Annotated in this window: 27 protein-coding genes and 1 pseudogene; 4 read left to right on the top strand and 24 right to left on the bottom strand. The window is 36.9% G+C overall.

Going from position 1 to position 26,980, the window contains the following annotated elements; genetic code table 11:
• Window positions 1-207: 207 nt before the first annotated feature.
• The 7 genes from V6S17_RS06060 to V6S17_RS06030 all read right to left on the bottom strand — a co-directional run bounded on the left by V6S17_RS06060 (window position 208) and on the right by V6S17_RS06030 (window position 6,023).
• Window positions 208-834 carry a hypothetical protein gene (locus V6S17_RS06060; RefSeq protein WP_051536017.1) on the bottom strand — a complete coding sequence of 209 codons (627 nt, stop codon included), beginning with the start codon at window positions 832-834 and terminating at the stop codon, window positions 208-210.
• Between the two features lies 1 nt (window position 835).
• Entirely contained in the window at window positions 836-1,726 is an 891-nt protein-coding gene (locus V6S17_RS06055) for a sporulation-delaying protein SdpB family protein (protein ID WP_029092433.1), read from the bottom strand.
• Complete coding sequence (locus V6S17_RS06050) at window positions 1,719-2,243, bottom strand: SdpA family antimicrobial peptide system protein (RefSeq protein WP_029092434.1); 525 nt, start codon at window positions 2,241-2,243, stop codon at window positions 1,719-1,721. The genes V6S17_RS06055 and V6S17_RS06050 overlap by 8 nt, the downstream gene beginning before the upstream one ends.
• A gap of 407 nt (window positions 2,244-2,650) precedes the next feature.
• Window positions 2,651-3,868 carry an MFS transporter gene (locus tag V6S17_RS06045; protein WP_029092435.1) on the bottom strand — a complete coding sequence of 406 codons (1,218 nt, stop codon included), beginning with the start codon at window positions 3,866-3,868 and terminating at the stop codon, window positions 2,651-2,653.
• Between the two features lie 289 nt (window positions 3,869-4,157).
• Window positions 4,158-4,733, bottom strand: coding sequence for a hypothetical protein (locus V6S17_RS06040; RefSeq protein ID WP_029092436.1), 576 nt, complete (start codon window positions 4,731-4,733; stop codon window positions 4,158-4,160).
• Window positions 4,734-4,745: 12 nt separating this feature from the next.
• Window positions 4,746-5,369 (bottom strand): hypothetical protein, encoded by a 624-nt coding sequence (locus tag V6S17_RS06035; RefSeq protein ID WP_029092437.1) that lies wholly within the window; start codon window positions 5,367-5,369, stop codon window positions 4,746-4,748.
• Window positions 5,370-5,393: 24 nt separating this feature from the next.
• On the bottom strand, window positions 5,394-6,023 hold the full coding sequence (locus tag V6S17_RS06030) for a hypothetical protein (RefSeq protein ID WP_029092438.1): 630 nt from the start codon (window positions 6,021-6,023) through the stop codon (window positions 5,394-5,396).
• A gap of 895 nt (window positions 6,024-6,918) precedes the next feature.
• Between V6S17_RS06030 and V6S17_RS12670 the strand changes: the two genes are divergently transcribed.
• The 4 genes from V6S17_RS12670 to V6S17_RS06015 all read left to right on the top strand — a co-directional run bounded on the left by V6S17_RS12670 (window position 6,919) and on the right by V6S17_RS06015 (window position 10,375).
• Entirely contained in the window at window positions 6,919-7,116 is a 198-nt protein-coding gene (locus V6S17_RS12670; protein WP_211250374.1) for a lactococcin 972 family bacteriocin, read from the top strand.
• A 226-nt stretch (window positions 7,117-7,342) separates the two neighbouring features.
• On the top strand, window positions 7,343-9,436 hold the full coding sequence (locus tag V6S17_RS06025) for a DUF1430 domain-containing protein (RefSeq protein WP_029092440.1): 2,094 nt from the start codon (window positions 7,343-7,345) through the stop codon (window positions 9,434-9,436).
• A gap of 2 nt (window positions 9,437-9,438) precedes the next feature.
• Window positions 9,439-10,047: an ATP-binding cassette domain-containing protein gene (locus tag V6S17_RS06020; RefSeq protein ID WP_338515865.1), complete on the top strand. Its 609-nt coding sequence runs from the start codon at window positions 9,439-9,441 to the stop codon at window positions 10,045-10,047.
• A gap of 13 nt (window positions 10,048-10,060) precedes the next feature.
• On the top strand, window positions 10,061-10,375 hold the full coding sequence (locus V6S17_RS06015; RefSeq protein ID WP_029092442.1) for a YxeA family protein: 315 nt from the start codon (window positions 10,061-10,063) through the stop codon (window positions 10,373-10,375).
• 46 nt (window positions 10,376-10,421) lie between these two features.
• On the opposite strand, the gene V6S17_RS06010 is transcribed toward V6S17_RS06015, so the two are convergent.
• The 17 genes and pseudogenes from V6S17_RS06010 to V6S17_RS05930 form a co-directional block, all read right to left on the bottom strand.
• Window positions 10,422-10,772, bottom strand: coding sequence for a DUF2200 domain-containing protein (locus tag V6S17_RS06010; protein ID WP_029092443.1), 351 nt, complete (start codon window positions 10,770-10,772; stop codon window positions 10,422-10,424).
• Window positions 10,773-10,865: 93 nt separating this feature from the next.
• Window positions 10,866-11,495 carry an orotate phosphoribosyltransferase gene (pyrE, locus tag V6S17_RS06005; protein ID WP_029092444.1) on the bottom strand — a complete coding sequence of 210 codons (630 nt, stop codon included), beginning with the start codon at window positions 11,493-11,495 and terminating at the stop codon, window positions 10,866-10,868.
• Window positions 11,482-12,198, bottom strand: a complete 717-nt coding sequence (gene pyrF, locus V6S17_RS06000) for an orotidine-5'-phosphate decarboxylase (protein ID WP_029092445.1) — start codon at window positions 12,196-12,198, stop codon at window positions 11,482-11,484. The genes pyrE and pyrF overlap by 14 nt, the downstream gene beginning before the upstream one ends.
• The gene (locus tag V6S17_RS05995) at window positions 12,191-13,117 is read right to left on the bottom strand and encodes a dihydroorotate dehydrogenase (RefSeq protein WP_029092446.1); all 927 of its coding nucleotides are present in this window, start codon (window positions 13,115-13,117) and stop codon (window positions 12,191-12,193) included. Before V6S17_RS05995 ends, pyrF begins: the two co-directional genes overlap by 8 nt.
• Window positions 13,114-13,881 (bottom strand): annotated as a pseudogene (locus V6S17_RS05990) (dihydroorotate dehydrogenase electron transfer subunit); the annotation flags it as partial. The pseudogene V6S17_RS05990 and the gene V6S17_RS05995, both read right to left, overlap by 4 nt.
• A gap of 248 nt (window positions 13,882-14,129) precedes the next feature.
• Window positions 14,130-17,306 (bottom strand): carbamoyl-phosphate synthase large subunit, encoded by a 3,177-nt coding sequence (carB, locus tag V6S17_RS05985; RefSeq protein ID WP_029092448.1) that lies wholly within the window; start codon window positions 17,304-17,306, stop codon window positions 14,130-14,132.
• A complete protein-coding gene (gene carA / locus V6S17_RS05980) occupies window positions 17,299-18,390 on the bottom strand; it encodes a glutamine-hydrolyzing carbamoyl-phosphate synthase small subunit (RefSeq protein WP_029092449.1) in 1,092 nt (363 codons plus the stop codon). The genes carB and carA overlap by 8 nt, the downstream gene beginning before the upstream one ends.
• Window positions 18,391-18,404: 14 nt before the next feature.
• On the bottom strand, window positions 18,405-19,691 hold the full coding sequence (locus V6S17_RS05975) for a dihydroorotase (protein WP_029092450.1): 1,287 nt from the start codon (window positions 19,689-19,691) through the stop codon (window positions 18,405-18,407).
• A gap of 1 nt (window position 19,692) precedes the next feature.
• The gene (locus V6S17_RS05970) at window positions 19,693-20,586 is read right to left on the bottom strand and encodes an aspartate carbamoyltransferase catalytic subunit (RefSeq protein WP_029092451.1); all 894 of its coding nucleotides are present in this window, start codon (window positions 20,584-20,586) and stop codon (window positions 19,693-19,695) included.
• Between the two features lie 14 nt (window positions 20,587-20,600).
• Window positions 20,601-21,875, bottom strand: a complete 1,275-nt coding sequence (locus V6S17_RS05965; protein WP_029092452.1) for a uracil-xanthine permease family protein — start codon at window positions 21,873-21,875, stop codon at window positions 20,601-20,603.
• Between the two features lie 137 nt (window positions 21,876-22,012).
• Window positions 22,013-22,567 (bottom strand): bifunctional pyr operon transcriptional regulator/uracil phosphoribosyltransferase PyrR, encoded by a 555-nt coding sequence (gene pyrR, locus V6S17_RS05960; RefSeq protein WP_029092453.1) that lies wholly within the window; start codon window positions 22,565-22,567, stop codon window positions 22,013-22,015.
• Window positions 22,568-23,107: 540 nt separating this feature from the next.
• A complete protein-coding gene (locus V6S17_RS05955) occupies window positions 23,108-24,040 on the bottom strand; it encodes an RluA family pseudouridine synthase (protein ID WP_029092454.1) in 933 nt (310 codons plus the stop codon).
• Window positions 24,033-24,527: a signal peptidase II gene (lspA, locus tag V6S17_RS05950; RefSeq protein ID WP_029092455.1), complete on the bottom strand. Its 495-nt coding sequence runs from the start codon at window positions 24,525-24,527 to the stop codon at window positions 24,033-24,035. The genes V6S17_RS05955 and lspA overlap by 8 nt, the downstream gene beginning before the upstream one ends.
• An 81-nt stretch (window positions 24,528-24,608) precedes the next feature.
• Window positions 24,609-25,448, bottom strand: coding sequence for a ComEC/Rec2 family competence protein (locus V6S17_RS05945; RefSeq protein WP_029092456.1), 840 nt, complete (start codon window positions 25,446-25,448; stop codon window positions 24,609-24,611).
• A gap of 183 nt (window positions 25,449-25,631) precedes the next feature.
• Complete coding sequence (locus tag V6S17_RS05940) at window positions 25,632-26,264, bottom strand: NAD(P)-dependent oxidoreductase (RefSeq protein WP_029092457.1); 633 nt, start codon at window positions 26,262-26,264, stop codon at window positions 25,632-25,634.
• Between the two features lie 109 nt (window positions 26,265-26,373).
• On the bottom strand, window positions 26,374-26,685 hold the full coding sequence (locus tag V6S17_RS05935; RefSeq protein ID WP_029092458.1) for a winged helix-turn-helix transcriptional regulator: 312 nt from the start codon (window positions 26,683-26,685) through the stop codon (window positions 26,374-26,376).
• Between the two features lie 59 nt (window positions 26,686-26,744).
• Window positions 26,745-26,966, bottom strand: a complete 222-nt coding sequence (locus V6S17_RS05930; protein ID WP_029092459.1) for a DUF3006 domain-containing protein — start codon at window positions 26,964-26,966, stop codon at window positions 26,745-26,747.
• Window positions 26,967-26,980 lie beyond the last annotated feature (14 nt).

Here is a 26,980-nt window from a genome sequence, read left to right as displayed (position 1 = left end):
TAAGTATCAGTTAACACTTATAACTGATACCACAATAAAATTTTTCTCAAATATATATTATCAAAGATTAAATATTAACTGTACTTCCAATCAATTAAACGTCTTTTTAAATTTATACATTACTAATAACAAAGTAATTAAATCACTGATAATACAATAAAATATTTCTCTTCAATTAAAAACAAAAATATTTTTATAATTTGGTGGTTAATTAAAGTTTTCAATAACGTTATTGATTAATTTTTCGAATCCAAATCTACTATTATTATCCCCCTCATAATAGGTTACTTTTGAGTGTTTAATCCCTACCTGTACATATACGCTGACGGTGTAAGCAAGATGTGCTGCTCCTGCAACAGTTGTGAAAATAAGTCCTGCATATACCACAACAAGAAGTCCGGCAACTAATTGTCTAGAACTATCAAGAGAGTTTTGTACTTCCATATTGAAAGATTTCATATTTTCTTGAAAATACTTACTACCTTGAGCAATTTGTTGTTTCACTTTCACAAAATCTTTTATATATATCGCCTGTTCTAATTTTTTAAAGTAATCAGGATCTTGTTTTTTTACATACGCAATATTTTCATCAATAAATTGTTTTGTTTCAGGTTTTGATTGTGCTTTTTCCACCTGCTTAGCGACTTCTACATTCATTTTTTTACCTGCTTCACCTTGAAAAAAGAAAATACCTCGATAAAGTTCCTCACCACTAAAATTCTTTGTTAAAGCGCTTGCTTGAGTTTTCTGAGATTGTGTGAAATAGTGACTTGCACTAGCAAAACAACAAACCACAACAATTGCTATAATAATGTGTTTTAAAGAACGTTTCATCCTACTTCCTCCTCTTATTTTTTTGCCATACAAACACTTGCTCTAATGGTCGTAAATAAATAATCAACATTGCTAACATTGCAATTGAAAAGCTTATTAAACCGAGTAAAACAGCAATTAATTCATGAAATAATACGGCACACCACAAAACTTTTGACCAGTTATTTTTACTCATAAATAAAGCGCAGACTAGCAGCAGTTGAATAAATAATGTTACCCACGTAATCACAACTATAAAAGGACTTGCTAACAAAAAGTGCAGTGGGTTCATTAGAAAGTTTGGTAAACCAAGCATTGGATCTAATAGATAATAATAAACAGCAGTACCATCTAGCCATTCATCATTATCTAATTTAGCTGTAAATGAATGGAAGTATAAAATCGCAACTTGTATGCGAATAAAAACATAAGCAATATAGGCAATTGTTTTGCTATAGTGACGATTAATTGAACTTATATTTTGCCAATGCCATTTGCGATTATCCGTAAGAGCAATCGGTAATAACAGTAATGCCATTACTAAATTAACTTGTTCTCCACCATCTATAGTTGTCGCACCAGAATTAATACTGTAGGCAATATAAAGATGAAAAAGAGAAGTGACACGCGGACGCCAACCACTCATAACAACCAGCAATAAGATTAAACATATAATACGAATTAAATTTAGTGCAAAAGAGGTTTCAGGAACAAACGAAAACATACTTAACGTATCTGTTTTAACCCATGTCGGGTTCCCAGATGAAGGTCTAAATAATAGCGTAGCATCATTGAAGAATAAAGTGATAAACAAGGAAAAAGCGAAGATAGATCTAACTAAACCATATACATTGGTCCAAGGATTAAATGACGTTATTCGTTGATTGATCCATTGACTAAGATGTCTAATCATCAATTAAAACCCGTAAAACCTTACTAGGCATGGTTGTGTTTTGATATTTTGCCCAGCCCCAAGGTAATGCTTCCTGTTTAATAAAACCAATGTCTCCTGTAATTGTTGGGGAAGGAGTTAAATTTTTCAATTTGATAGGGGTTAATTTTTTCAATGCGGTTAAAGGCTCTTCCGTTGTTGTATGCCAGTCCTTGGATAGCAAGTTTTCTTGTAGCAAACCAGTTTCAATGCCTTGTGCTCTCCCATAACGTTTAAGACCGAACCAATTGCTTGCTCGATTATTTGGCCAACTAACAGCTTGTTTACCTGTTTTAATTGAAACAACTTGAAATGTGATGTCACGAGGATCTTTACTATAAAAACCCCAGCCTTGCGGAAACCATTGCTGCGTTTTAATCATCTTTCCAAACGGTAGCTGACTGATTGGATTCTTTGCAGTTACTGGCATTAAAGCATACAGATAAAGAACACTGTATAGCAGTATCAAACTTACAAATAAAATAAATTGCTTGGTCATTTTAACAACCTCCCAATATAATAATATAAAATTAACAAGGCCTTTTATAAGGTCAACTTAACATTTGCAGTTTAAAAAAGTCAATAGATATGCGACATTAATCTGTTTTTTCAGTCTTTTTGAAGAAGCTAAATAAATAGTGTAATTCCACTAAACAGCCTTTTAGCGGCTGCTAATCATCTGAAAATTGATTATAAACTGTTTCATCTCTCATATCTTCGTCGAAAAACTGTTTTAATTCGTTGATTAAACAAGCGGCTTGTCATCCTATCATTCCGCCTCAAAAAAAATAACATCCTGACGGCAACGTCAAAATGTTATTCTTCAATATATTAGTACTAAAGCAGTATCGCTCTTTTATTCAAATGATGGACCATTATTTTAGCGTCACCTTTTGTGAGTATCACTTAATCCAATTCAAGTTGTTTTGTTTCTGTGCCGAGGAAAACAACAGCTAAAACACCCACTAGAATGGCACCGCAAAAGATGCTGAAGATTGTATTAATTGAAGAGCCGTTCGATAACATCATTCCGACTAACAATGGACCTAACACCCCTCCTAAACGTCCGACAGCTGCTGCCATACCTGTTCCAGTCCCACGAACGACTGTTGGGTATTGTTCTGGAGAATAAGCATACAACGCTCCCCAAGCACCTAGGTTAAAGAATGATAAGAACATTCCCGAAATAATCAACATCATCGTTGTATCTGCATTACCAAATACCAATGCCGAAATTGCTGTCCCAGTGAGGTAAGCTGCTAATACAAACTTTCGTCCAGCTCGTTCAATTAACCATGCGGCTGTAAAATAACCTGGCAATTGTGCAAGCGTCATAATCAACACGTATTCAAAACTTTTAATTAGGCTAAAACCTTTCATTGTCATGACTGACGGCAGCCATAAAAACATGCCATAATAAGAAAAGACAACGGTGAACCAGACAATCCATAACATCAACGTACGACGTTTATATTGTTTGGACCAAACCGTTTTGATATTTTGCCAAACGCTGCCTTTTTCCTGTTCTTTTTTTGCTGTGAAACGTGGTGAATCTGGTAAGTGAATGCGTAAATAAATCGCATAAAGTGCAGGAATTGCCGTAATCAACAATGCAACTCGCCAACCGTAAGTTGGAATAACAAAGTAAGAAATAAGTGCGGCTAATAACCAACCACCTGCCCAAAAACTTTCAAGTAAAACAACCACTCGACCACGTTCGTGTGCTGCAACACTTTCCGATACTAATGTTGATGCAACTGGTAGCTCACCACCAAGCCCCATCCCAACAATAAAGCGCAATACCATAAATCCAGCTAAAGATGTTGTGAACGCTGACAATCCGTTCGCTACCGAAAACACGATCAATGTAATCATAAAGATATTTTTGCGTCCTACTCTATCTGAGAAAACACCAAAAACAAAAGCTCCAACCGCCATCCCAATTGAGTTGACACTACCAATCCAACCCATCTCTGTCGGTGTTAACTGCCATTCAATTGCAAGTGCCGCGATAACAAAAGATAAAATTCCAACATCCATTGCGTCAAACAACCAACCAAAACCAGCAACTTTCAACAACTTGTTACGTGAAATCGTTTGTTTCTCATTCTTCTTTTTAGACATAATATCCCCCTTAAAGAAACATTCCCTTAATATTTCCTCAAGACCAAAGTTAACCAATAATTCTGACTGTTATGCTTCAGTCTTAATAAGTTCTTAGAAAAAGATTTAAACTAATGTTTTGAAAATACATTGAGTTTTAAATTACATTTTCGACACACTCACAGAAATACGTCCTTAACATTTCTTCTTTGTCCCTTTAATATATACATAAGCTTCTAGAAAAACAAGGGTTCTCTCAAAAAAACATCTCTTCTAACCCCAAATTAATGAAGTTTTAAGAGATGTCCTATTATTTATCTGCTAGACGTACATTAAAGAAAAATATTGTTTTATATTGCTTAATAAAGTCTTTATCTTGCTGATTCTTTAAAAAGTTTGAAAATGTTATTTTAGTATTTTGGACATCTGGATTTTCATCAAACGCAACATAACCGAAGCGCTGCTCTTTATTAAAATCTCTCAAAAAGGCAGATTTAGAAATTTGACCTGAAACCATTTGACCACTCAGTTTATCGACATCTTTAAGTTTAATATGCTCTTGTCTCTCCTGCTTACCTTTACCTGATGTAAACCAAAAATTAGCAAAGGCATCCTTCTCGCTCAAAACACGCAAAGTTCCTGATCGTTCTTCATTAGCTAATTTTATTTCTTCAGTTGATGTTAAAACGCCGTTATCATAACGCTCCACAGTAAAGATAAAAGGCTTATCAACATCCGCTTTGGCCACCTTATAATCCATGGCAAACAATTCATCTGTTTTAATTTTTTTAGTTCCTGAATCAGATGATTGTGTGATGTTAAAGCCACACGCACTTAACATAATTACAGCAACAATGATTGTTCCTAGTAACATTTTGTGCTTCATTAGGTTTCACCTCTATTTATTTATTTTATCGTCGATTAGTTTAGCCTTAAAGACATATAATTCATCAAATTTTGCTAAAGATTGCTTGGTTTTTCCATCAGCTTCTTTCACTAGCTTCCGGTTTTGATCCACTGAAGAATCTAGCATCCCTTGAGTAGAAGTCACGATATTTAGATAACCTATCACTACTTCTTTTTCACTTAATGACGTTTTTCCTGTGACTACATTATCAATCATAGAAGCCATTTGATGCTTATGTTCAACAAAAGAAGGCTCCCAAGAGGATGTTGTGTATTGATTTCTGACACTTAAGTAGACACGATTTTTTTCGACAGGCGATACACTTATCGTGAAATAATTAGATTCTGATACAGTTATAATGACTGGTTCAAATGATTTAATATACTCGCCTTTTGTATAGTGTTCCAACGTCAGAGCAATTGCTTTTTTCGTCATATCATTCTTGTTCAGTTTATAATCAAAACCCATCATGTGTGCGCTGGATTCCTCAGTAGAAGCAAGTTTATGCATTTTTATGTAGCTTGTTTTGGGCGGTAGTATAAACATAAAATAGGCCAAGCTACCGATAGCAATAAATAACACTACGGTACTAATCAAAATATTCTTTTTAGACATTAAATCTCCCCCAAAAGGCAGTTTTTATTTTATGGCTTTTTTAAATTCGGCAGTAAAAAGATAGAGATCATCATAAGCTTTTAATGCTGCTATTTCTGGCTTAGGTTGATTATATTTACGAATGAGAGCCGCATCATCTTTGCGTGACAATACACGTTTGTTGTCTTTTTGACGATAAGCATAACCAACGACCGGTTTGTTTTTGATCGCCGTTTTTTCAGAAAGCGTTCCATCCGTTACAAATTGATCCTTTTCTTTTAAAACAATAGGTTTTTCTGGCCAGTTAGTAATTGTACCATCATTTACTAAACTAAATTGATAATCAGTATGGGTAACATCATTTTGATCGAAGAGAAATGAAATTTTAAAGTCACCTTTTTTTTCAGCTAAACCCGTTGCTAAAGGTTCACTCTTCCCAATACGTTTTCCGTTTTTGTAATGTGTCAATGAGACAACCAATGTGCGTTCAGCATCGGTTTTGTTCAAACGATAATCAGTTCCAATTAAATGTAGTACGCCTTTCCATTCATCTGCCCCCACTAAATCGTTGCTTTTTAAATAACTTTCTTTCGGTGCTTTCAGTAATAACCAACTTGTAGCTCCTCCGATAATAAGTACTAATATAGCGAGTGATAATAATGTTTTACGTTTCACTGTGCTCGCTCCTTTCTGTTCCATTTTATTATAGCATAGCACTTCATCGTTATTACTTGGATTTGAACACTGAAAAGCAGACTTGATTAAAAACCTTGTTACAACAACGTTTATGAGCTAACAACTTGTGGTTGAACACCTTATTTTAAACACTTTTTATACAATTACTTTGAACAATCGTATATAATTAATTTTAGTAACAACAAACGATTGAATAAGAATAGAGGTTGCTGATGCGAAAAAAATTAAGAAACATGCTCATTTATATAATTTCATTTCTAATAGCCTTTCAAATAATAAAAGCAGCTAGTAATATCTTCTTTTTATATACCGCTGTAGATGTAACGATTGGCAGCGAATTTATCACAGTTTTAATACTATTTGCATTGACAGCAACATTTGCTGAAACAACCATTTTAATTATTAAGAAAAAGAGCTAGAACAATGAAAAAAAAATTCATATCGTTTTCTCTATTCAAAAGTGTCTGATAATACTAATCAGACACTTTTTTTATGCCCTCAAACAACTAATTATTTTATCCCGTACCAAGTAAATCATTCAATTAATAGCAGAATATCATACTTAAATTCCAAGTGTTTTTAAGTAATATAATATCCTCCTATTTATTAATACTAAATCGCCCTTCAACTACATCTTCTTTCATCAAAAATAAACCAAAAGACTAACTTTTAAATACAAATAGTCTTAAAATCACAAATTAACGGTTTTATTTTAGTTTGATTTTAATTATTAAGCCATGGTATTATTTGTTTGTAAACAGGTTTGACAATATGGAGGAGATTGTTTTGAAGAAAATATTATTGCTATCTATTTTAACAATTGGTCTTTTAGGATCAGTTGCAACAACAGCACTTGCTTATGAAGTAAACGTTGGTGGTGACATGGAATTACGGAAATGGTAAGATTTATTCTTGGTCAAATTATTATCATAAAAGTAAAACACATAAATCTTCTGTGACTGTCGGTAATTACACAACCTCTAGTGATTGGATATCTAAAAATAAATGGGTTAAAGCCTCAGCAAAAAAATCATTGTGGCGTACGTCACAGTTTTACTGGAATACAAAATAAACAAAAATAGCCTGTGAACTTTTATAGGATTCAGATTGTAGACAAAGTCTCGCAAAACTGCTTTTCATTTGAAAATGATTTAAACAACTTTGTCTACGATCTGAGCAGGTTGAATAGAAATGCTGTTATAGTAGAAACGACGAGCGAGTGACGACCTAGAACAGTGTTTATCTTCAGTCTCTAGCCTGTGAACTTTTATAGGCTTTTTATTAGGAGTTATATAAATATGAAAAAAATATGGTCTTTGTTCTTCGTTATCGGTTTAATCACTACATTATTTTTAGCAACTCAACTTTATAAAGCGAAAGAAGATTACGATAGTATTTATTTAACAAAAGCGAACACAGAAGCCATCTCAGTGACTGATCAACCCTCGCATCTAAGTGTTAATGCTCTAAACAAAGAAATTAATTCTTTCACGAAAGCGAATAAGATTAATCTTTATCGCCAATTTTATAACGAAAGTGTGTCAAGCCAATATAATAAAACCGTCTACGTTTCAATTGGTGATATAAATGGCGTCTCTTCACTCTATGACCTGTCAAAAAATGACTCTGAAAAGTTGCTCACGAATGGTACATTATCAACTAAAAATAACGAAATTAAGTTTTTTAATCCAATTACAAACGTGCAGCTGACTACTCTCAAAAATGCTGAAAATGAAGGGTTGACTGGCTACTACTTCATTCAATCAGATACTCCCGAAAAAATAAAAAAAACAAAAGATTTTTTAATTCAAAAAGGACTTATTTTTGAAGATGTTAAAAAAATTTCACGAACTGACTTGATAGATACGATCATGTCAGAAAACATGATTGTTCCTTTAATTATATCTATTTTAATCTTTTTAATTACTTTCATTTTCATATCCTTTTTTGAAGTGATGCAACGTTTTAAAGAAATTGCCATTTACCAGACGTTAGGTTATAACAATCGTCAAATAAAGGTAGCGTTCATCCATCAAAAATTACGAATCATTATTTATATGATATTAATCAGCATTTGTGCTATTTTTGCCTGGTGTTTGTGGTTTAATGGTGGCATTCAAATAGTAGAATTATTTATCTTCTCGACTGTTTTCATAGTGGTTTACCTTTTAAGCGTATTATTCATTTACTATCTGTGTTTAATCAGCATGAAATTCATCACAATTAACTTGATGATCAAAGGTAAAAAGCCCTATCATAAATTGTTAATTGTTCAACAAACATTTAAATTTTTATGCCTCGCAATCTTGCTGATATTATCAATACACACGACTAATGAGATAAGGCAATTAAATTATCAAATCGCTCAATTAGAAACCTTTAACACGGTTAAAAAGTTCAATACTACTCGTATTTCTATCACAACCGCTAGTAAGGACGCTGAAGAAGTTGTAGAAGATAAAATACATTCATTAAATACGGCGCTTGATAAAAAAGGCAGTTTTATACTCTCTCCTAGTAATTTTTATCTGAATCCTGCAGAATTTGGTGATAATAGTGATGAACTACCTTATGTATTGGTTTCGTTAAATTATTTTAAAGCAAATCCTCAACTAGGAATCGATTATGCTCAATTAAAAAAATCGTTAAACAATAAAGGCGATTTAGTTGCTCTCTTTCCGGATAATTACAGATTAGACAAAGATGTTTTCAAAAAGAATTTGACTGAATTACTAATCCTTTCTAAAAAGACACCACCTCACGTTTTGTCAAAAACATACCCTCATCAAAAAATACCTATTTACGACTACACTTTCACTAAATTCTCTGATACAAATATCGAATCGCCTATCTTCGTTGTTTTTGACAGTAAAAAAGCGTCACCTAGCACGATTTCCAGCGCTTATTCTAATGGTTTAGCTTTTTTAAACTTAGGAGAAAATGAAGCCTTCAAAAAATTAACGCCTCTTCTAGAAAAATATAAATTAGTTGATAATATACGAAATATAAACAATGTAAAAAAAACAGTCACACAACAAATTGTCTTGTTGCAAAATGAGTTAAATGTGCGTATCTTTACTTTACTAACTTTAACTACCGTCTTGTTAATTACCTTGTTTTTTATCACCAATTTATATATTGAGTATCAACAAAAAATGTTAGCGGTGAAAAAATGTCATGGCTATAATTTATTACAGCGTCATATTTTCTTTTTGCTCACAGAATTACTGGTTTTACTTGCTGTTTTAGTGTCCGTCTCTTTAATGATTACTCTTAATAGTAGAACGCTTATCTTTATAGCAGCTGCTTTAATGATTACATTTATTATCACACTATTTTTTGTTATTGTGTTTGAAAAAAATAGTATTAATAAGGTAATGAAAGGAGAGTAATAATGATTAGAATAACTAATATTTCGAAAAAATTCCAAGGAAATAGTGTCGTTACTGATTTCAGTGAACACATCTTAGAAAATGAAATGATAGCAATAATGGGGCCCAGTGGTTCAGGGAAAACAACTTTATTAAATATGATTGCTGGTATTGAAGAATGTGATAGCGGTACTGTCACAATTAATGACAATAAAAACATATCAAACATTCTCAAACTCAGATATGATATTGCTCTCCTGTTCCAAAATTATGGCTTAATTGACCAGATAACCGTTGAAGCTAATTTGATGATTGCTATGAAATTCTCACAAGAAAAAAATAAAAATGAAACAATTAAAGCTGTCTTGATTGAATTTAATTTATACGATAAAAGAAAACAAAAAGTCTTTACATTAAGTGGTGGTGAACAACAGCGGATTGCTCTAGCAAGAATCATGTTAAAACCACACACTATTATCCTTGCAGATGAACCCACTGGCTCACTAGATGCTATTAATAAAGAATTCGTGATGTCTCAACTTATTAAATTTAAAAAAGCTGGTAAAACGATTGTTGTCGTTACTCACGATCAAACTGTTTCTGCTATGTGTGATCGTACAATCACTTTATAGAAAGAGGTTTATTATGAAAAAAATATTTTTCCTAATTATTGCGTTGGCGGTATTAATTTTAATATTTTCGTATTCGACTAAAGATATTGCTGCTGTCAATCGCTTTAATCCCTTTGTAAAAGAAACAACCAGTTATGCCAAAGTCCCAACAGGTACTCAAATATACAAAGGAATAACACTGATTGATAACAAAAAGAACACCGTTATTGTGGACTTTGGTGGTTATGATCCTGAGGGTGTTTATGTGAAAGTAAAACACAAACGTAATTTTGTTAAGCATGTTGATTATATTACCGCAGAAAAAATACCAGAAAATATCACTCATTAATAGGTTTCTAGCAATTGAAAACAAAAAATTTAAACTCTTGCTTTAATTAGTTTCTTAAAATTTTATCCATTTTTTTACCTTTTGCTAATTCATCAATTAACTTATCTAAATAACGAATTTGTTGCATCAAAGGTTGTTCAATTTCCTCTACGCGAATGCCACAAACAACCCCTTTAATTAAATCCGTTTTTGGATTCATTTGCGGCGCCTCAGCAAAAAATTGCTTAAAATCAACAGCATCTTCCAATTGTTGGTTTAAACTGGTTGTATCATATCCTGTTAGCCAGAAAATAATTTTGTCTACTTCTTCTTTTGTTCGTTGTTTACGTTCTGCCTTTTTGATGTATAACGGGTAAACACTTGCAAAACTTGTTGTATAGAGACGATGATTTTCCAATTCTGAATCCCTCCTTTATCCAATAATTTTATTATAACAAAAAAAGATAAACTTCAATTTAATTAAAGTTTATCTTTTCTTAGTTTTAATGGATTATTTATTCCAGTTCTCAGGATCTTTATTCCATTCACGTAATGTTTCTAACTCAGCTTCCTTCACATAACCATCTTCTGCCGCAACTTCTAGCAATGTTGAGTAGTTTGTTAACGTCAGTAATGGAATGTTAGCAGCCTCTAAATTACGTTGGGCAGCTGCCAGCTCGTAAGTGAAAATTGCGGCGATTGCAATGACTTCAGAGCCTGCCTCTTCAACCGCTTTAGCAGCTTTCAAACATGAGCCTGCTGTTGAAATTAAGTCTTCAATCATTACAACTTTTTTACCTGGCGCAAGGGGACCTTCAATTTGTTTCCCTTTACCATGTTTTTTAGGTTCAGAACGAACATAAATCATTGGCAAATCTAATTCTTCCGCAATAAACGCGGCATGAGGGATACCTGCAGTTGCAGTCCCTGCAATGACATCCACATCAGGATAGTTTGCTTTAATTTCAGCGGCTAAACCTTTTGCGATTGCGCGTCGAACATTCGGGAAGCCTAGTGTCATACGGTTATCACAATAAATAGGTGATTTAATGCCAGATGCCCATGTAAACGGCTCCTCCGGTTTAAGAAAAACGGCTTCTATTTCTAATAAATGTTTGGCTGTTTGTTTAGCGATTGTCATTGTTAACACTCCATTCTGATAAGATTGCATGATATGCTGCGACAGCATCATCAGCTTGTGTAATCGGACGACCGACCACAATATGTGTTGAACCATTTGCTCGTGCTTGTGCAGGTGTCATAATACGTCGTTGATCACCTACTGTTGCAGATAATGGGCGAATACCTGGTGTTACGCGCAAAAAATTAGCGGCTGTTGCTTCACCGATTGCTTTTGCTTCATGTGCTGAACAAACAACACCATCTAAACCTGCGGCAAAAGTCGTTTTAGCATAATGTGTGACTGATTCCAATAATGGCACTTTAATTAATTGGTCTGACCACATTTCTTCTTCAGATGTTGATGTAAGTTGTGTGACGGCAATTAATTGTGGCACATGCCCCGCGGTAGATCCTTGAATTAAACCTTCTTTTGCAGCTGCCATCATCCGTTGACCTCCTGCTGCATGCACGTTGACCATGTCCACACCTAAGCGTGCTAAATTAGCCATTGCTCGTTGTACAGTATTCGGAATATCATGTAATTTTAAATCCAAGAAAATTTCATGGCCATCTGCTTTTATCGCTTCAAGTAAACTGGCACCTTCAGCGTAAAACAATTCCATTCCTACTTTAACGGCTAATTTTTCTGTTTGAAACGGTTGTAAAAATGCGAGTGTGTCTGCCTTACTGGAAAAATCCAAGGCGATGATTGGTTTAGACATGACGTGCCTCCTTAACTTCAGCGATTAATTGCGCCACTGAACTAATATTATATTTTGCAAGTGCTGCGGGTAATTGTTCTGCAAGTTCTGGACAAATAAACGGATTCGTAAAGTTTTCAGTGCCCACTGCAACTGCTGATGCACCTGCCATCATAAACTCGAGTACATCATCAACTGTCATGATCCCACCCATTCCAATAATGGGTATATCGACAACTGCACTAACTTGCTTGATCATACGAATAGCTACGGGTTTAATGGCAGGCCCACTTAAACCTCCTGTTTGATTCGCAATGACGGGACGGCGCGTTTTCAAATCCAAACGCATGCCTAACAACGTATTAATCAGTGTTAACCCATCAGCGCCTCCTTCTTCCATTGCTTTTGCAATCGGAATAATATCAGTGACATTCGGTGACATTTTAACGTATATGGGGACATCAGACACTTCTTTAACCGCTTTTGTTAGACGGTAGGCAACTTCTGGATCTGTACCAAAAGCGATACCGCCATGTTTAACATTTGGACAACTTACATTCAATTCAATCGCTTTCACATTAGGTGCTTTCGAAATAGCTTCACACACAGTGATGTAATCTTGTTCTGTTGAACCGGCAACATTGGCAATAATCGGTGTGTCGCAAACACTTGCTAACCAGGGCAATTCTTCTGTTAAAACTTTTTGTAAGCCGGGGTTTTGTAAACCAATGGCATTGAGCATCCCACTTGGCGTTTCAGCAATCCGGGGTGTTGGATTACCATAACGCGGTTCTGGGGTTGTTGCCTTGATCATAATGGCTCCTAGCTTATTTAAATCGTAAAATTGAGCATACTCACGCCCAAATCCGAAACAGCCGGATGCTGGCATAATCGGATTTTTCAAATTTAAACCGGGTAGTGTCACTTCTAATTGGCTCATACTTGCACCTCCCCTGTGCGAAAGACGGGACCGTCAACACAGATTTTTTTAGAGGCTGTTTCTTCCCCTGTTGTTGGATGACACACACACGCATAACAAGCACCAATTCCACAAGCCATTCGTTCTTCTAACGAGATGAAGGCGCGTTTATCAATGAGTCGTTCATTCAGAGCACGCAACATGGGAGTAGGTCCACATGAGTAGTACGTATCCGCTTCTGGTAAGGTATCCATAATAGTCGTCACAAATCCGTGTGTTCCGTGACTACCATCTGCTGTCGCAATATGAACATCACCGAGCGCAGCAAATTCCGCCTCATAAAAAACGGCTTCTTTTGAATTAAAACCTAAGACAGTCACAACATTCGCACCCGCTGCTTTTAGTTGGCGGGCAACTTCATAAAGCGGAGGTACACCAATTCCGCCTCCGATTAACATCACTGTTTCACCGGCTAGTGTTTCATCAACTGGGAAACCTTTTCCTAACGGTCCGATGACATCAAGCACATCACCGACTGTTGCATCAGCAAAAGTCTGGGTCCCATCACCATCCACACGATAAATAATCGTACACTGTTGCTTGTCTTGATCAATTTTTGCGAGGCTAATTGGACGGCGTAACATTAAATCCTTTCGTGTCGGTTTAATGTTGATGAATTGACCTGCCATCATTTCCGCGACCATTTCACCTTCAAGAATCAATTCATAGACACGCTCTGCAATTTCTTCTTGATATTTGACTGTCATCTGTTCAATTCTCATTTTTACACCCCTTCTTTTATCTCATGAATGACCCGAATTACCTTGTGTTCTGGCAGTTCGGGTCACTTTTTCTATATCTACCACTGTGTTATATCACTATTTCATTTCTGTTGAACGGTGTTTATCACTTTTATTTTTTCTCTAGTTCTAAACACCAACACCTTTCAAATTTCATAAAGCGCCGCAGGCATCAAACGCCTTTGTCTCTTTTCTCCAATTTGTTTGGTGCTGAACGGTGTTTATCACTTTTATTACATTTCAGCGACTGAGAATGAGCGTGATTCCATAACTTGTAGGATTGCGCTTGCTGTGTCGAATGATGTAAAGATTGGCACACCATTTTCAACTGATTCACGACGGATTTGGAAACCATCACGTTGTGGTTCTTTACCGCGTGTTAATGTGTTAATTACGGCTTGTACTTTACCTCCGCGGATCCAGTCTATCAATGTTTCGCCGTCTTCACCAATTTTGTTAACTTCTTTAACGGTGATGTTCATATCGCGTAAGAAATCGGCTGTTCCTTTCGTTGCTACAATGCCATATCCAATTGCTGAGAAGCGTTTGACTAATTCAGCGGCTTCTTCTTTATCACGGTCATTTACTGTAACTAAGACGGTGCCGTGTTCTTCCATTTTTAGTCCTGAGGCAGCAAAGCCTTTATAGAGTGCTTTTTCTAGTGTTGTATCTTTACCCATTACTTCACCTGTTGATTTCATTTCAGGTCCTAATGATGTATCGACTGAACGTAACTTGGCAAATGAGAAGACGGGTAATTTCACAAACACATTTGGCTTCTCTGGTGCTAAGCCCGTTTTATAACCTTGACTTTGTAGTGATTGCCCTAAAATAACTTTTGTTGCCACATTCGCCATCGGAATATCAGTAATTTTGCTTAAGAATGGCGCTGTACGACTTGCACGCGGGTTAACCTCGATAACAAACACTTCATCTTTCGAGATAACATATTGAATGTTCATCATTCCTCGAATACCTAAACCATGTGCTAAACGAATGGTGTAGTCGATGATTGTATCTTTATGTTTTTGCGCTAATCGTTGCGGTGGGTAGACCGCAATTGAGTCACCTGAATGGACGCCTGCACGCTCGATGTGTTCCATAATCCCTGGGATGAGAACGTCTGTCCCATCACAAATGGCATCAACTTCTACTTCTTCCCCGACCAAGTAACGGTCAATTAAAACGGGGTGTTTGGGATTTACTTTAACTGCGTTTGTCATATAGTGTTTAAGTTCAGCTTGTGATTCGACAATTTCCATTGCGCGGCCACCTAATACATACGATGGACGTACAAGGACTGGATAACCAATATCTTCGGCAATTGTAATCGCATCTTCAACTGATGTGGCTGTACGGCCTTTAGGCATTGGGATTTTAAGCTCATTTAATGCTTGTTCAAAGCGGTCACGATTTTCTGCACGGTCGATATCATCTAGTGATGTCCCAATAATTGTTACACCGCGTGCTTCCAATCCTGCTGCTAAGTTAATCGCTGTTTGACCACCAAATTGAACTACAACACCTTTTGGATTCTCTAAATCAATAATGTGCATGACATCTTCAATTGTAAGGGGTTCAAAGTATAACTTATCAGAAATACTAAAGTCAGTTGATACTGTTTCAGGGTTACTGTTGATAATAATGGCTTCATATCCTGCTTGTTGAATTGCCCATACTGAATGAACAGTTGCATAGTCAAACTCAACACCTTGACCGATACGGATTGGACCTGATCCTAGTACAATGACAGATTCTTTTTCTGTTTTGACTGATTCATTTTCATGTTCATAAGCACTGTAGAAGTAAGGTGTGCTTGATTCAAACTCCGCAGCACATGTATCTACCATTTTGTAGACGGGCATCAATTTGTTCTCACGACGTAATTCATAAACTGCAACTTCTTCCCAGCCCCAAATTCCAGCGATTTGTTCATCACCAAAACCAATATTTTTAGCTTCTTCTAATGTCTCAACATCGCCAATGTTAGCTGCTAATTCTTTTTCGAAAGCGACGATCTTATTAAATTTATAAAGGAAAAACAGGTCTATTTTCGTCATTTCATGCAGTTTTTCAATGGTATAACCTCGACGCATTGCCTCAGTTAGATAGTACAAACGGTTATCGTTGGCGACACGAATGTGTTTTTCGAGTGTTGCTGTATCTGCTTTCTCAGCATCATCGGTATGCAAGTATGTGGTACCATTTTCCATTGAACGTACAGCTTTCATCATTGATTCTTCAAACGTACGACCGATTGCCATTACTTCTCCCGTTGCTTTCATCTGTGTACCTAATTCACGGTTAGCTGATTCAAATTTATCAAATGGGAAGCGCGGTAATTTTGATACAACATAATCCAAAGTCGGCTCAAATGCGGCATAAGTTGTTCCTGTTACAGGATTTTTCATCTCATCTAAAGTTAAACCAATTGCAATTTTTGCTGCAAGTTTCGCGATTGGATAACCTGTTGCTTTTGAAGCTAATGCTGATGAACGACTCACACGTGGGTTAACTTCGATGATGAAGTAATTGTAACTGTCTGGGTCGAGTGCTAGTTGTACATTACAACCGCCTTCAATGCCTAAAGCACGAATGATTTTTAATGATGCATCACGCAACATTTGATACTCACGGTCAGATAATGTTTGGCTTGGTGCTACAACAATCGAGTCACCTGTATGTACTCCAACAGGATCAATATTTTCCATGTTACATACAACAATGGCATCATCTTTAGAGTCACGCATTACTTCATATTCAATTTCTTTGTAACCAGCAATCGAACGTTCGATGAGGCATTGTGTCACTGGGCTCAGTTTTAACCCCCCTTCAACAATTTCAAGGAGATCTTTTTGATTGTGACAAATACCACCACCAGTTCCTCCGAGCGTATAGGCTGGTCGCACAATAACTGGGAAGCCGATTTGTTCAACAAACGTTACAGCTTCTTCAATTGTGTGGACAATTTCACTATCTGGAACGGGTTCGTTCAAATCATTCATTAAGGTACGGAACTCTTCACGATCCTCTGCTTTTTGAATGGCATCTAGTTTAGTACCTAAAACTTCAACATTACATTCTTCTAAAATACCTGATTCGTGTAAGCTCATTGCCATGTTTAGACCTGTTTGTCCACCTAATGTTGGCAAGATAGCATCCGGGCGCTCTTTACGAATAATACGTGAAACAAATTCTAGCGAGATGGGTTCAATATATACTTTATCGGCAATCTCTTTATCCGTCATAATTGTAGCTGGATTTGAGTTAATTAACACAACGCTATAGCCTTCTTCTTTTAAAGCAAGACAAGCTTGTGTGCCTGCATAATCGAATTCTGCGGCTTGGCCGATGATGATTGGTCCTGAACCGATTACTAATATTTTATTAATGTCTGTACGTTTAGGCATTGTCATTTCCCCCTTTAGCTGAATCCATCAATTGCATGAAACGGTCAAATAAGTAATTCGCATCACTTGGTCCTGGTGCTGATTCTGGATGATACTGTACCGAAAATACCGGTGCTGTTTTATGTTTAAGTCCTTCATTCGTACCATCGTTAAGCTCACGGTGAGTGACAACTAAGTCTGTCCCTACTAATGATTCCTCATCAACTGCAAAACCGTGGTTTTGTGAAGTGAAATCAACGCGGCCTGTTTCAACGTCTTTAACAGGGTGGTTAGCACCGCGGTGCCCAAATTTCATTTTGTATGTTGTTGCGCCATTTGCTAAGGCGATTAATTGATGCCCTAAACAGATTCCAAATATCGGGATATCCCCTTGAATGCCTCTGATCATTTCCAATGCTTCAGGTACATCTGTTGGGTTACCTGGTCCATTTGATAACATCACACCATCAGGGTGTAACAAACGGATTTGTTCTGCCGTTGTATCATAAGGCATAACGATCACATCACACAAACGACTATTTAATTCGCGTAAAATACTGTGTTTCATTCCAAAATCAATCAACACTACGCGACGACCACTGCCTGGACTTGGATAAGCTTTAGACGGCGATACCTGACGGATTTGGTCAGTTGGGAGTTTTGATGCCTTGGCACGATTCACCATTTCTTCAACAGATTGGTCACTGTTTGCAATAACACCTTTTAATGTCCCGTGTTCACGAATTAATCGCGTTAAGAAACGCGTATCAATCCCACTAATACCAGGGATACCTTTTGCTTTTAAGAATGTATCAAGTGTTTCTTGTTGACGCCAGTTTGAAGCAAACTCCGCAGCTTCTTTCACAATAACGCCTTTTACGACAGGCTCGATTGATTCAAAATCATCGCGGTTAATACCATAGTTACCAATCAACGGGTATGTAAATGTAATAATTTGACCTGAATATGAGGGGTCAGTAATTGTTTCTTGATACCCTGTCATCCCTGTATTAAAAACCACTTCACCAAAAGCATCTTTTTCACTACCGAATGCACGGCCTTTTAAAACCGTTCCATCCTCTAAAACTAGCATACGATTTTTCATCTCTGTCGTCCCCCTTAGTCTTCCATCCATACAGTTTGTCCTGCATAGATAGTGTGTACTGGCCAACCGCTACAAGTCTGTCCTGTGTAGGGTGTATTTTTACCTTGCGATAAAAAGTCATCTGTCGTGATTGTTTTTTCTTTATCTAAGTCAATGAGGACAATATCTGCTGATGCACCCACTTCTAACTTGCCATAAGGTAAGTTAAAGGTACGTGCCACATCACTACTCATCCAGTCTAACAATTGTTTTAACGTGAATATTTTAGTCTTAACAAAGTGCGTGTATAACTGCGCGAACGCTGTTTCACTACCGACAATTCCGAAGGCTGAGTCAGCCATTTTCCCACATTTTTCATGTTCACAATGCGGTGCATGGTCTGTTGAAATACAGTCGATGGTGCCATCCATTAAACCAGCAATCAAGGCTTGACGATCTCGGGTTGCACGTAGTGGTGGGTTCATTTTCCAGTTCCCTGTATCACCTGTAATATCATTTTCATCACTGATTAAATGGTGTGGGCATACTTCACATGTCACATGAATGCCTGCTGCTTTTGCATCACGAATGACACGAACGGATTCAACAGTTGAAACATGACACACATGATAATGCGCACCTGTTGCTTCGGCTAACAAGACATCACGAGCAATTTGAACCGACTCACAAACACTAGGAATCCCTTTAACACCTAGTTGTTCACTTCGTCTCCCGTCATGCATTGAACCTCCTAATATTAAGGAATTATCTTCACAGTGAGCGACGATTGCTTTGTTTAAGCGAGCAGCTTCAGCCATTGCCTTATACATTGTACCTGCTGTTTGAACCCCAACACCGTCATCGCTGAAAGCAAATGCCCCATTGGCACCTACTTCATCAAAATCAACAAGTTCTTCTACTGTTGCATCTGCTTTTAACTGTTTCGTAATGGCACCATAAGGCAACACTCGAATTTTCGCATCCGCTTTAATCCGCTTATTCAGAGCTTGCATATTGGCTGCTGAATCAGGTACTGGATTTGTGTTTGGCATGGCGCAAATTGTTGTGAACCCTCCGTGTGCTGCTGCTAGCGTGCCTGATGCGATTGTTTCTTTTTGCTCAAAACCGGGTTCTCTTAAATGTACATGCACATCGATAAAACCTGCTGTTACAATCAAATCAGTTGCATCAATGACTTTTTCACCTGGTAGAGGTTTAACATCACTACCTATTTCAACTATTTTTTCTTCCTCTAAGCGGATATTACACCGTGTCGGTTCGTTAAATTCGTTAATGATAAAACCATTTGCGATTACTGTCATTTTAGTTGCCCCTTTTCTGATTTGTAATTGCTTCCAAAATTGCCATTCTTGCATAAACACCATTTGCCATCTGTTCTACAATTCGTGAATGTGAACTTTCTACTAACTCATCTGCGATCTCAACGCCGCGATTAACTGGACTTGGATGCATGATAATTGCGGTTGTTTTCAATTGTTTTGCTCTTGCAATCGTTAAACCATAAGTATCATGGTATTTGTCTTTTGTTAACGATGTTTCAGCAGCATGGCGTTCATGTTGCACACGCAGTAGCATCACCACATCCATTTGTGGTAAAACAGCGTCAATTTCACAATGACGACCGTAGCGGTTAAAAGACTCATCGTACCACTTTGTTGGTCCTGAGAAGTAAAGGTTTGCACCCATTTGATGTAGAATATGTGCATTTGAGCGTGCCACACGACTGTGTAACAAGTCGCCTGAAATTAAGATGTTTAATCCTCTAATCTCACCAAATGTTTCACGGATGGTGAGTAAATCGAGCAATGATTGTGATGGATGATGACCACTGCCGTCACCGCCGTTAATAATACTCATATTTAAACGTGGTATTAAATCTTCATAATAATTATTTTCTGTATGGCGAATCACCGCCACTTCAACACCGATTGCTTCTAAAGTTAATAGCGTATCGTATAAGCTTTCGCCTTTATTAATGCTTGATTGAGAGGCATCAAATGGGATAACTTGCATGCCCATTCGTCTTTCAGCTACTTCAAAACTCAAATGCGTTCGTGTCGAACTCTCAAAGAACAGGTTAGCAACAAATACAGGTGTTGGTGTGGCAGTTTCGCCTTGTTTAAAGGCGGTTGCCCGATCGAGTAGTTGATGTACCTCCGTTAAGTCTAACTCTTCAATAGCTACAAAATTTTTCAACCGGATGACCTCCTTTAGGCTTCTTTTTTAGTTTTTGGAATGACAAGGTTAATGATGATACCGATGATTGCTGCTAAAGACATCCCTTCAAGCTTCATGCCTGAACCGCCGAAGCTAAGCATAACACCACCGATTCCGATAACGAGGATAACTGATGCAATAACTAAGTTACGATTGTCATCAAAGTCGACTTGGTTGTCGATTAAAATTTTCATACCATTTGCTGCGATAACACCGAATAGTAAGAATGATACACCACCTAATACTGCGGCTGGAATCGAGTTAATGAAGGCACTGACATAACCGATAAAGCCAAACAGTACTGCGAAGAACCCTGCCCCTGCGATAACGTAAATGCTGTAAACGCTTGTGATTGCTAGTACACCTAAATTTTCACCATAAGATGTTACTGGTGGTCCACCGATTAACGAAGCAATGATTGAAGCTGTTCCGTCCCCAAGCAATGATTTGTGTAAGCCTGGATCTTCAAAGAAATTACGGTTCGTGATTTTATTGAGGACAAATTGATGTCCCATATGTTCGGCCATCGTGACAAAGGCTAAAGGTGCCATTAGGAGAATCACGCTAGCATTAACTACTGGTGTATCCGTGATGAATGGTATTGAGAAGTTCGGTACTGAGAAAAGTGCGGCGCTCGTTACTTGTGAAAAATCAACCATGCCTGCAAATATGCTGACGATATAGCCTGCGACTATTCCGACGAGAATCGGGATCAGGCTAAGAATTCCTTTGAAAAACATCATTGTGAAGATTGTCACTGCTAACGTCACTGCTGCTACGATTAAACTTTGTACGCTATAATTTTCCAAGCCTCCTGAAGTGTTCATTGCCATTCCAGCAGCTGTAGGCGCTAGGCTTAACCCAATAACCATAATGACAGGTCCAACTACGATGGGTGGTAGAACAGTGTTCATCCAGCCAATGCCATATTTATAGACAATGAGTGAAACAATCGCGTAGACGATTCCGACTGATAAAGTTCCCATCATTATTCCACCCGGTCCAAATTGTGCCCCGATAAGTTGTAATGATGCAATAAACGTAAACGATGAGCCAAGATACGCAGGTATCTTACCGCGTGTGATGAGGATGTAAGCAAGTGACCCTAAACCACTTGATACAAGTGCTACTCCTGGGTCCATTCCGACCAAACGTGGGACTAAAACTGTTGAACCAAACATTGCGAATAAGTGCTGTATACTAAGAATCAACCATTGTGGTATTGTTGGCTTTTCATGAATATCTAAAACTGCTTTTTTAACTGACATATATTTATCTTCTCCTTTTTTTGCAAAAAAATAACTCTTATGAGAGGTCATAAGAGTTCGGCATAGCAGACGGCACAAAAGCGCCATCACTATTGGGAACTCCTTATCAGCCTCTCTGGACTAATTTAAAAGAGTTGTTATTCTGTTTTATCGATTAATACTTCATCTTGTTCTAATTTATCATGTTCTAACAGGTGAACGTGTACACTTTCGCTTTGAGCTGTCGGAATGTTCTTTCCTACATAATCAGCTCGAATGGGTAGTTCACGATGACCTCGATCAACAAGTACCGCAAGTTGAATTTGTGCCGGACGACCTACATCCATAATCGCATCCATCGCTGAACGAACTGTACGTCCAGTAAAGAGGACATCATCAACTAAAACGACTGTTTTTCCATCAATTGAAAATGGAATATCATGACCGTTATATGATGGCTCAATTTCTAACGATGATACATGGTGAACATCATCACGATATAATGTGATATCAATGTCGCCCACTTCAACTTCAATGCCTTCAATTTCTTTAAGGCGTTTAGCAAAGCGTTGTGCTAAAAACACACCACGTGTTTTGATACCAATCAACACGACATTTTCAATCCCTTTGTTCTTTTCAATCACTTCATAAGTTAGTCGTGTTAATGCTCGATGCATCGCTTGTTGATCCATAATCTCTACAGTTGTTGTCATTTTTTCACCTCGTTTATTGTTTAACCTTGCACGAAAAAAAACGCTTATACCGAGGGCATAAGCGTTTAACAGTGACCATGCCACTGCTTTACAGAGAACATACACTCTCTGTATCCGATTCAATGCCTTCTTAGCCTCTCTGGACTAATTTAAAGGTTATTTAAGTTATTTATAATATATCGTATTTATGTGAAAACGTCAAGAGAAAATCTATCTTTTTAACAAACGTACGATAAATATACTCAAAAAGATGAAACTCTCTCTCATTTGTTCATTTCTGAACGCGGCCAGTCGCTTTTATTTTTCTAGCTTCTAACCACAAAAAAAACCAAAACTTCAAAAAATTCCCCTTTGATAAAAAACATCAAAGAAGAATTTCTTTCCAGTTTGTTCATTTCTGAACGTGGACAGTCGCTTTTATCTCTCTAGCTTCTATCCAACAAAACCTTTATAAATTTCAAAAAAATACCCCTGACTTAAATACGTCAAAAGTATTTTTTCTCCAATTTCATTCGGTTTTAGATGTTGAAGTCGCTTTTATTAATTTTTTTCAAGTTTAACGATACGACTTTTACGTAATGTTTCAATCATATCCGTGAAGTTTTGTGGTAACGGCGCTTCAAACGTCATTTTCTCACCCGTACGAGGATGCGTAAATGCTAAAGTTTTAGCATGTAAGTACTGACCTTCACCTGCTAATGTTTTCTTCGGACCATATTTCGGGTCACCTGCTAATGGATGTTCAATATAACGGAAGTGTACACGGATTTGATGTGTTCTGCCTGTTTCTAATTGACATTCGACTAACGTAAACGCTGGGAAATGTTCTAACACTTCAAAATGAGAGACAGCTGGTTTACCATGATCTACGACTGCCATTTTTTGACGGTCTGTTTTTGAACGACCTACTGGTGCATCAATTGTACCTTTGGAATGTGTAATTTCACCATGTACTAATGAAATGTAATAACGATCAGCTTTATGTTCTTTTAATTCCTGTGCTAATGCCAAATGCGCTTTATCATTTTTGGCAACCATCAATAATCCAGATGTATCTTTATCAATACGATGAACGATACCTGGACGAACAACGCCATTAATGCTTGATAAATCTTTACAATGATACATCAAAGCGTTAACTAATGTCCCTGATGTATGACCAGCTGAAGGATGAACAACCATTCCTTGTGGTTTATTTACAACGATAACATCTTCATCTTCATAAATAACGTCCAATGGAATGTCTTCCGCTTCAATTGATAATACTTCAGGTTCTTTAACGCTATAAGATATTACATCGCCTAATTGTACTTTATACTTCGGTTTTTTCACTTGATCATTCACAGTGATTGCACCTTCTTTGACCATTGTTACTGCTTGTGTACGACTTACCTCAGGGTCAAGTGTACTTAAAGCCTTATCAAGACGTTGATCTACAACCTCTTCTGTGACTGTTATTAATTTATTATTCAAAGTAGTATTTTCCTTTCTTCTTGCGTTTCTTCTCGTTTAACTTATCACCAAACAAAACATAAAACATCAGTATTACAACACCAATCGACAAGCACATATCCGCGACATTAAAAATCGGGAAATAGTAATTGCCCCATACTGTTTGTACAAAATCGACAACCTCTTGATAACGCATACGGTCGATAAAATTACCTAATGCACCTGCCAAAACTAACGACAAACTGAGATGTAGAGTGAAATGCTCTGATTTATATTTATAAAAGGCGTAGACAACCGCTATAATTACGACAGCTGTTACCGCATAAAATATACTCATATGATCTTCTAAAATACCCCAGGCTGCACCACGATTACGAATAGATGTGATGTACAAAAAATTCGAAATGACTTCTATTTGGTCACCAATGCTTAAATTTTTAACGATTAACGCTTTAGTCCATTGATCAATTCCAATTAGTCCTGCTGCTAAAATTAAATATTTATACATAATGTCGATCCCTTCTACAGTTGCATAAAGTCCTCTTTGATTATAACACATGTCTACTACTATCCTCGAAAAATTTGCGGGTTATTTACGAGTCACTTTAATTTTTTTACCATTGGATGAAAAAACGATTGTTCCACCTTTATCTGTCCGATACACTTTTGCTCCAATTTTAGAGAGTCTTTTTAACGTTGGACCTGTTGGGTGCCCGTAACGATTCTTTCCACCGACACTGATTGCCGCATAAGCTGGTTTAGTTTTGGCTAAAAAATTAGCTGTTGTTGCTTCCTTCGCACCATGATGACTTACTTTTAATACATCTACTTTATTAAGTAATTTCGCTTTAACTAAATCATTTTCAGCTTTAGTTTCAATATCACCTGTAAACAAAAACTGTTTTTTTCCATGCTGTAATTTCAGCACGGCACTCCAATTATTAAGGTCATTTTTATGATAGTCCTTAACAGGCGCAATAAATGTCATATTGACGTTGTGAGGTGCTGTCGGTATGGTCACACCCTTTTTCGCTACTTTAATTTTTAATTTATTACGCTTAACAGCTTTCAAAAAATTACTGTATGCAATTGTTGTATGTGTAACGCGAGGTGCATAAACTGACTTAACGTTCATTTCATCAATAACTGCAGCTAAACCACCTACATGATCTGCATCAGGATGCGTTGAAACAACTGCATTTAACGTCCGTACCTTATGCTTCTTTAAGTAAGCAATGACCGTTTTTCCTTTTCCTTTATTCCCGCCATCAATAAGAATATTTTCTCTCCCCGTTTGCACAAGAGTGGCATCCCCTTGCCCTACATTAATAATATGTACTTTAACTGCAGAACTATTTTTAGCTGGTGTCGCCCCTGCCAACAAAAACAACACCATTACAGCTGCAATAATTATACGTAATTTCTTCAAAAAAACGCCCCCAATATCTTTTAACTATCTATTTCAGTATACACAGTTACCTCTATTTTAAGAAGAGCTGATACAAAAAAATAAATAACTATTACTTTTTACATAAAAAAACCACACAAACAGTTCGTGTGGTTTCGGCCTTATTTAGTATTTATTATTCGAAAATAAACAATGAAATGACTCCTATTTTTCAATAATACTCATTCGTTTATTAAGATAGTTTGCCGTTTGTAATTCTGCAATCACAACCACAGCAAGATCAGCATAACTTAATTTGGCTTCGCCTTGAGCGTTTACCATCAAATAATCGTCACCTAATTGTACATTATTTGTTAACGGCGCTTCAACGATAAATACTGGTGGTGGACTGACGTATGTCCAATTTACCTCTGAGTCACCTTTCAATTCATCATAGGCTTGTGCCATAACAGTCGCTAATGGTTTAAATTCTGCCGGCATATCTGGTGAATCGATTAAACGTGTGCCGTTATCATCAAGTAACAAACTTCCCGCACTACCAATAACGACTAAACGGGTTGTTTTATGACCTTTTAAAATAGAGCGTAAATGTTTTAGTGATGTAATGTGTAACGGAATATTTTCTCCCCATGCCCCAAAAGCATCAATAACAACATCGAAGTCTACCAAATCCACTAGCTCTAAAGCAAATAAATCCTTTTCAATAATAGCTACCTCTTTATTTGAAACTTTATTTGAATCACGTACAATTGCGGTCACTTCATGACCTTGTTTAAGTGCTTCTTCTACTAATAAAACGCCACTTTGACCTGCAGCTCCAATGATACCTATTTTCATAAAAATACCTCCATGTGATATGTGATGAACTACTCTTATCACTATATCAAACGTCTAGGTGTTTGAAAATTACGCACAATAAAGTGCCCTAGTATCCAAATGGAAACTGTTAACTTTCTTCTAACTGTAATTCTTCTTCAGCCATATAGGCTAATCCCCAAACAGCCATTGTTTCTAAAATCGGTTCAAGACTTCTTCCACGACTTGTTAGGCTGTATTCAACATGAGGAGGTGTCACAGGAAAAACTTCGCGATTAACTAAGCCTGATTTTTCCATCTCTTTTAAATTACTCGTTAATACTTTTTGTGTAATGCCACCAAGCGTTCGTTGTAAGGCATTAAAACGCTGTGTTTCAATTAATAATTCACGGATGATTAACACCTTCCATTTATTGCTTAATAAACTGACTGTTTTTTTCAACTGGACATTGTTGTCCCACTTTCACACTCATTTTTTCACCTCTTTTTTTAAAATACCCCTCACTCATCTTCAAACAACTCGTCGGCTAAACGGTCAATTTCAGCTTCGCGCTGTTTACGAGCATCGGTATCAATCGTAATAGTCGTATCACCAAAGACTAACACATCACCTACGTTGATATTTTTTGGTAATGTCGTTTTCAAAATATCTTCCATACCTGTTTCAAATTCTAAAACAGCCCATTCACCTTCAAAACGATCAATAATGCCTCTTTTATTCATAGTTACCGCCCTCC

This window comes from Brochothrix thermosphacta DSM 20171 = FSL F6-1036 (assembly GCF_036884295.1).
In the GTDB taxonomy this organism is placed as follows: Bacteria; Bacillota; Bacilli; order Lactobacillales; family Listeriaceae; genus Brochothrix; species Brochothrix thermosphacta.
The sequence above is the reverse complement of the archived record's forward strand: the minus strand, read 5'-3'. Positions and strand labels throughout refer to the sequence as shown.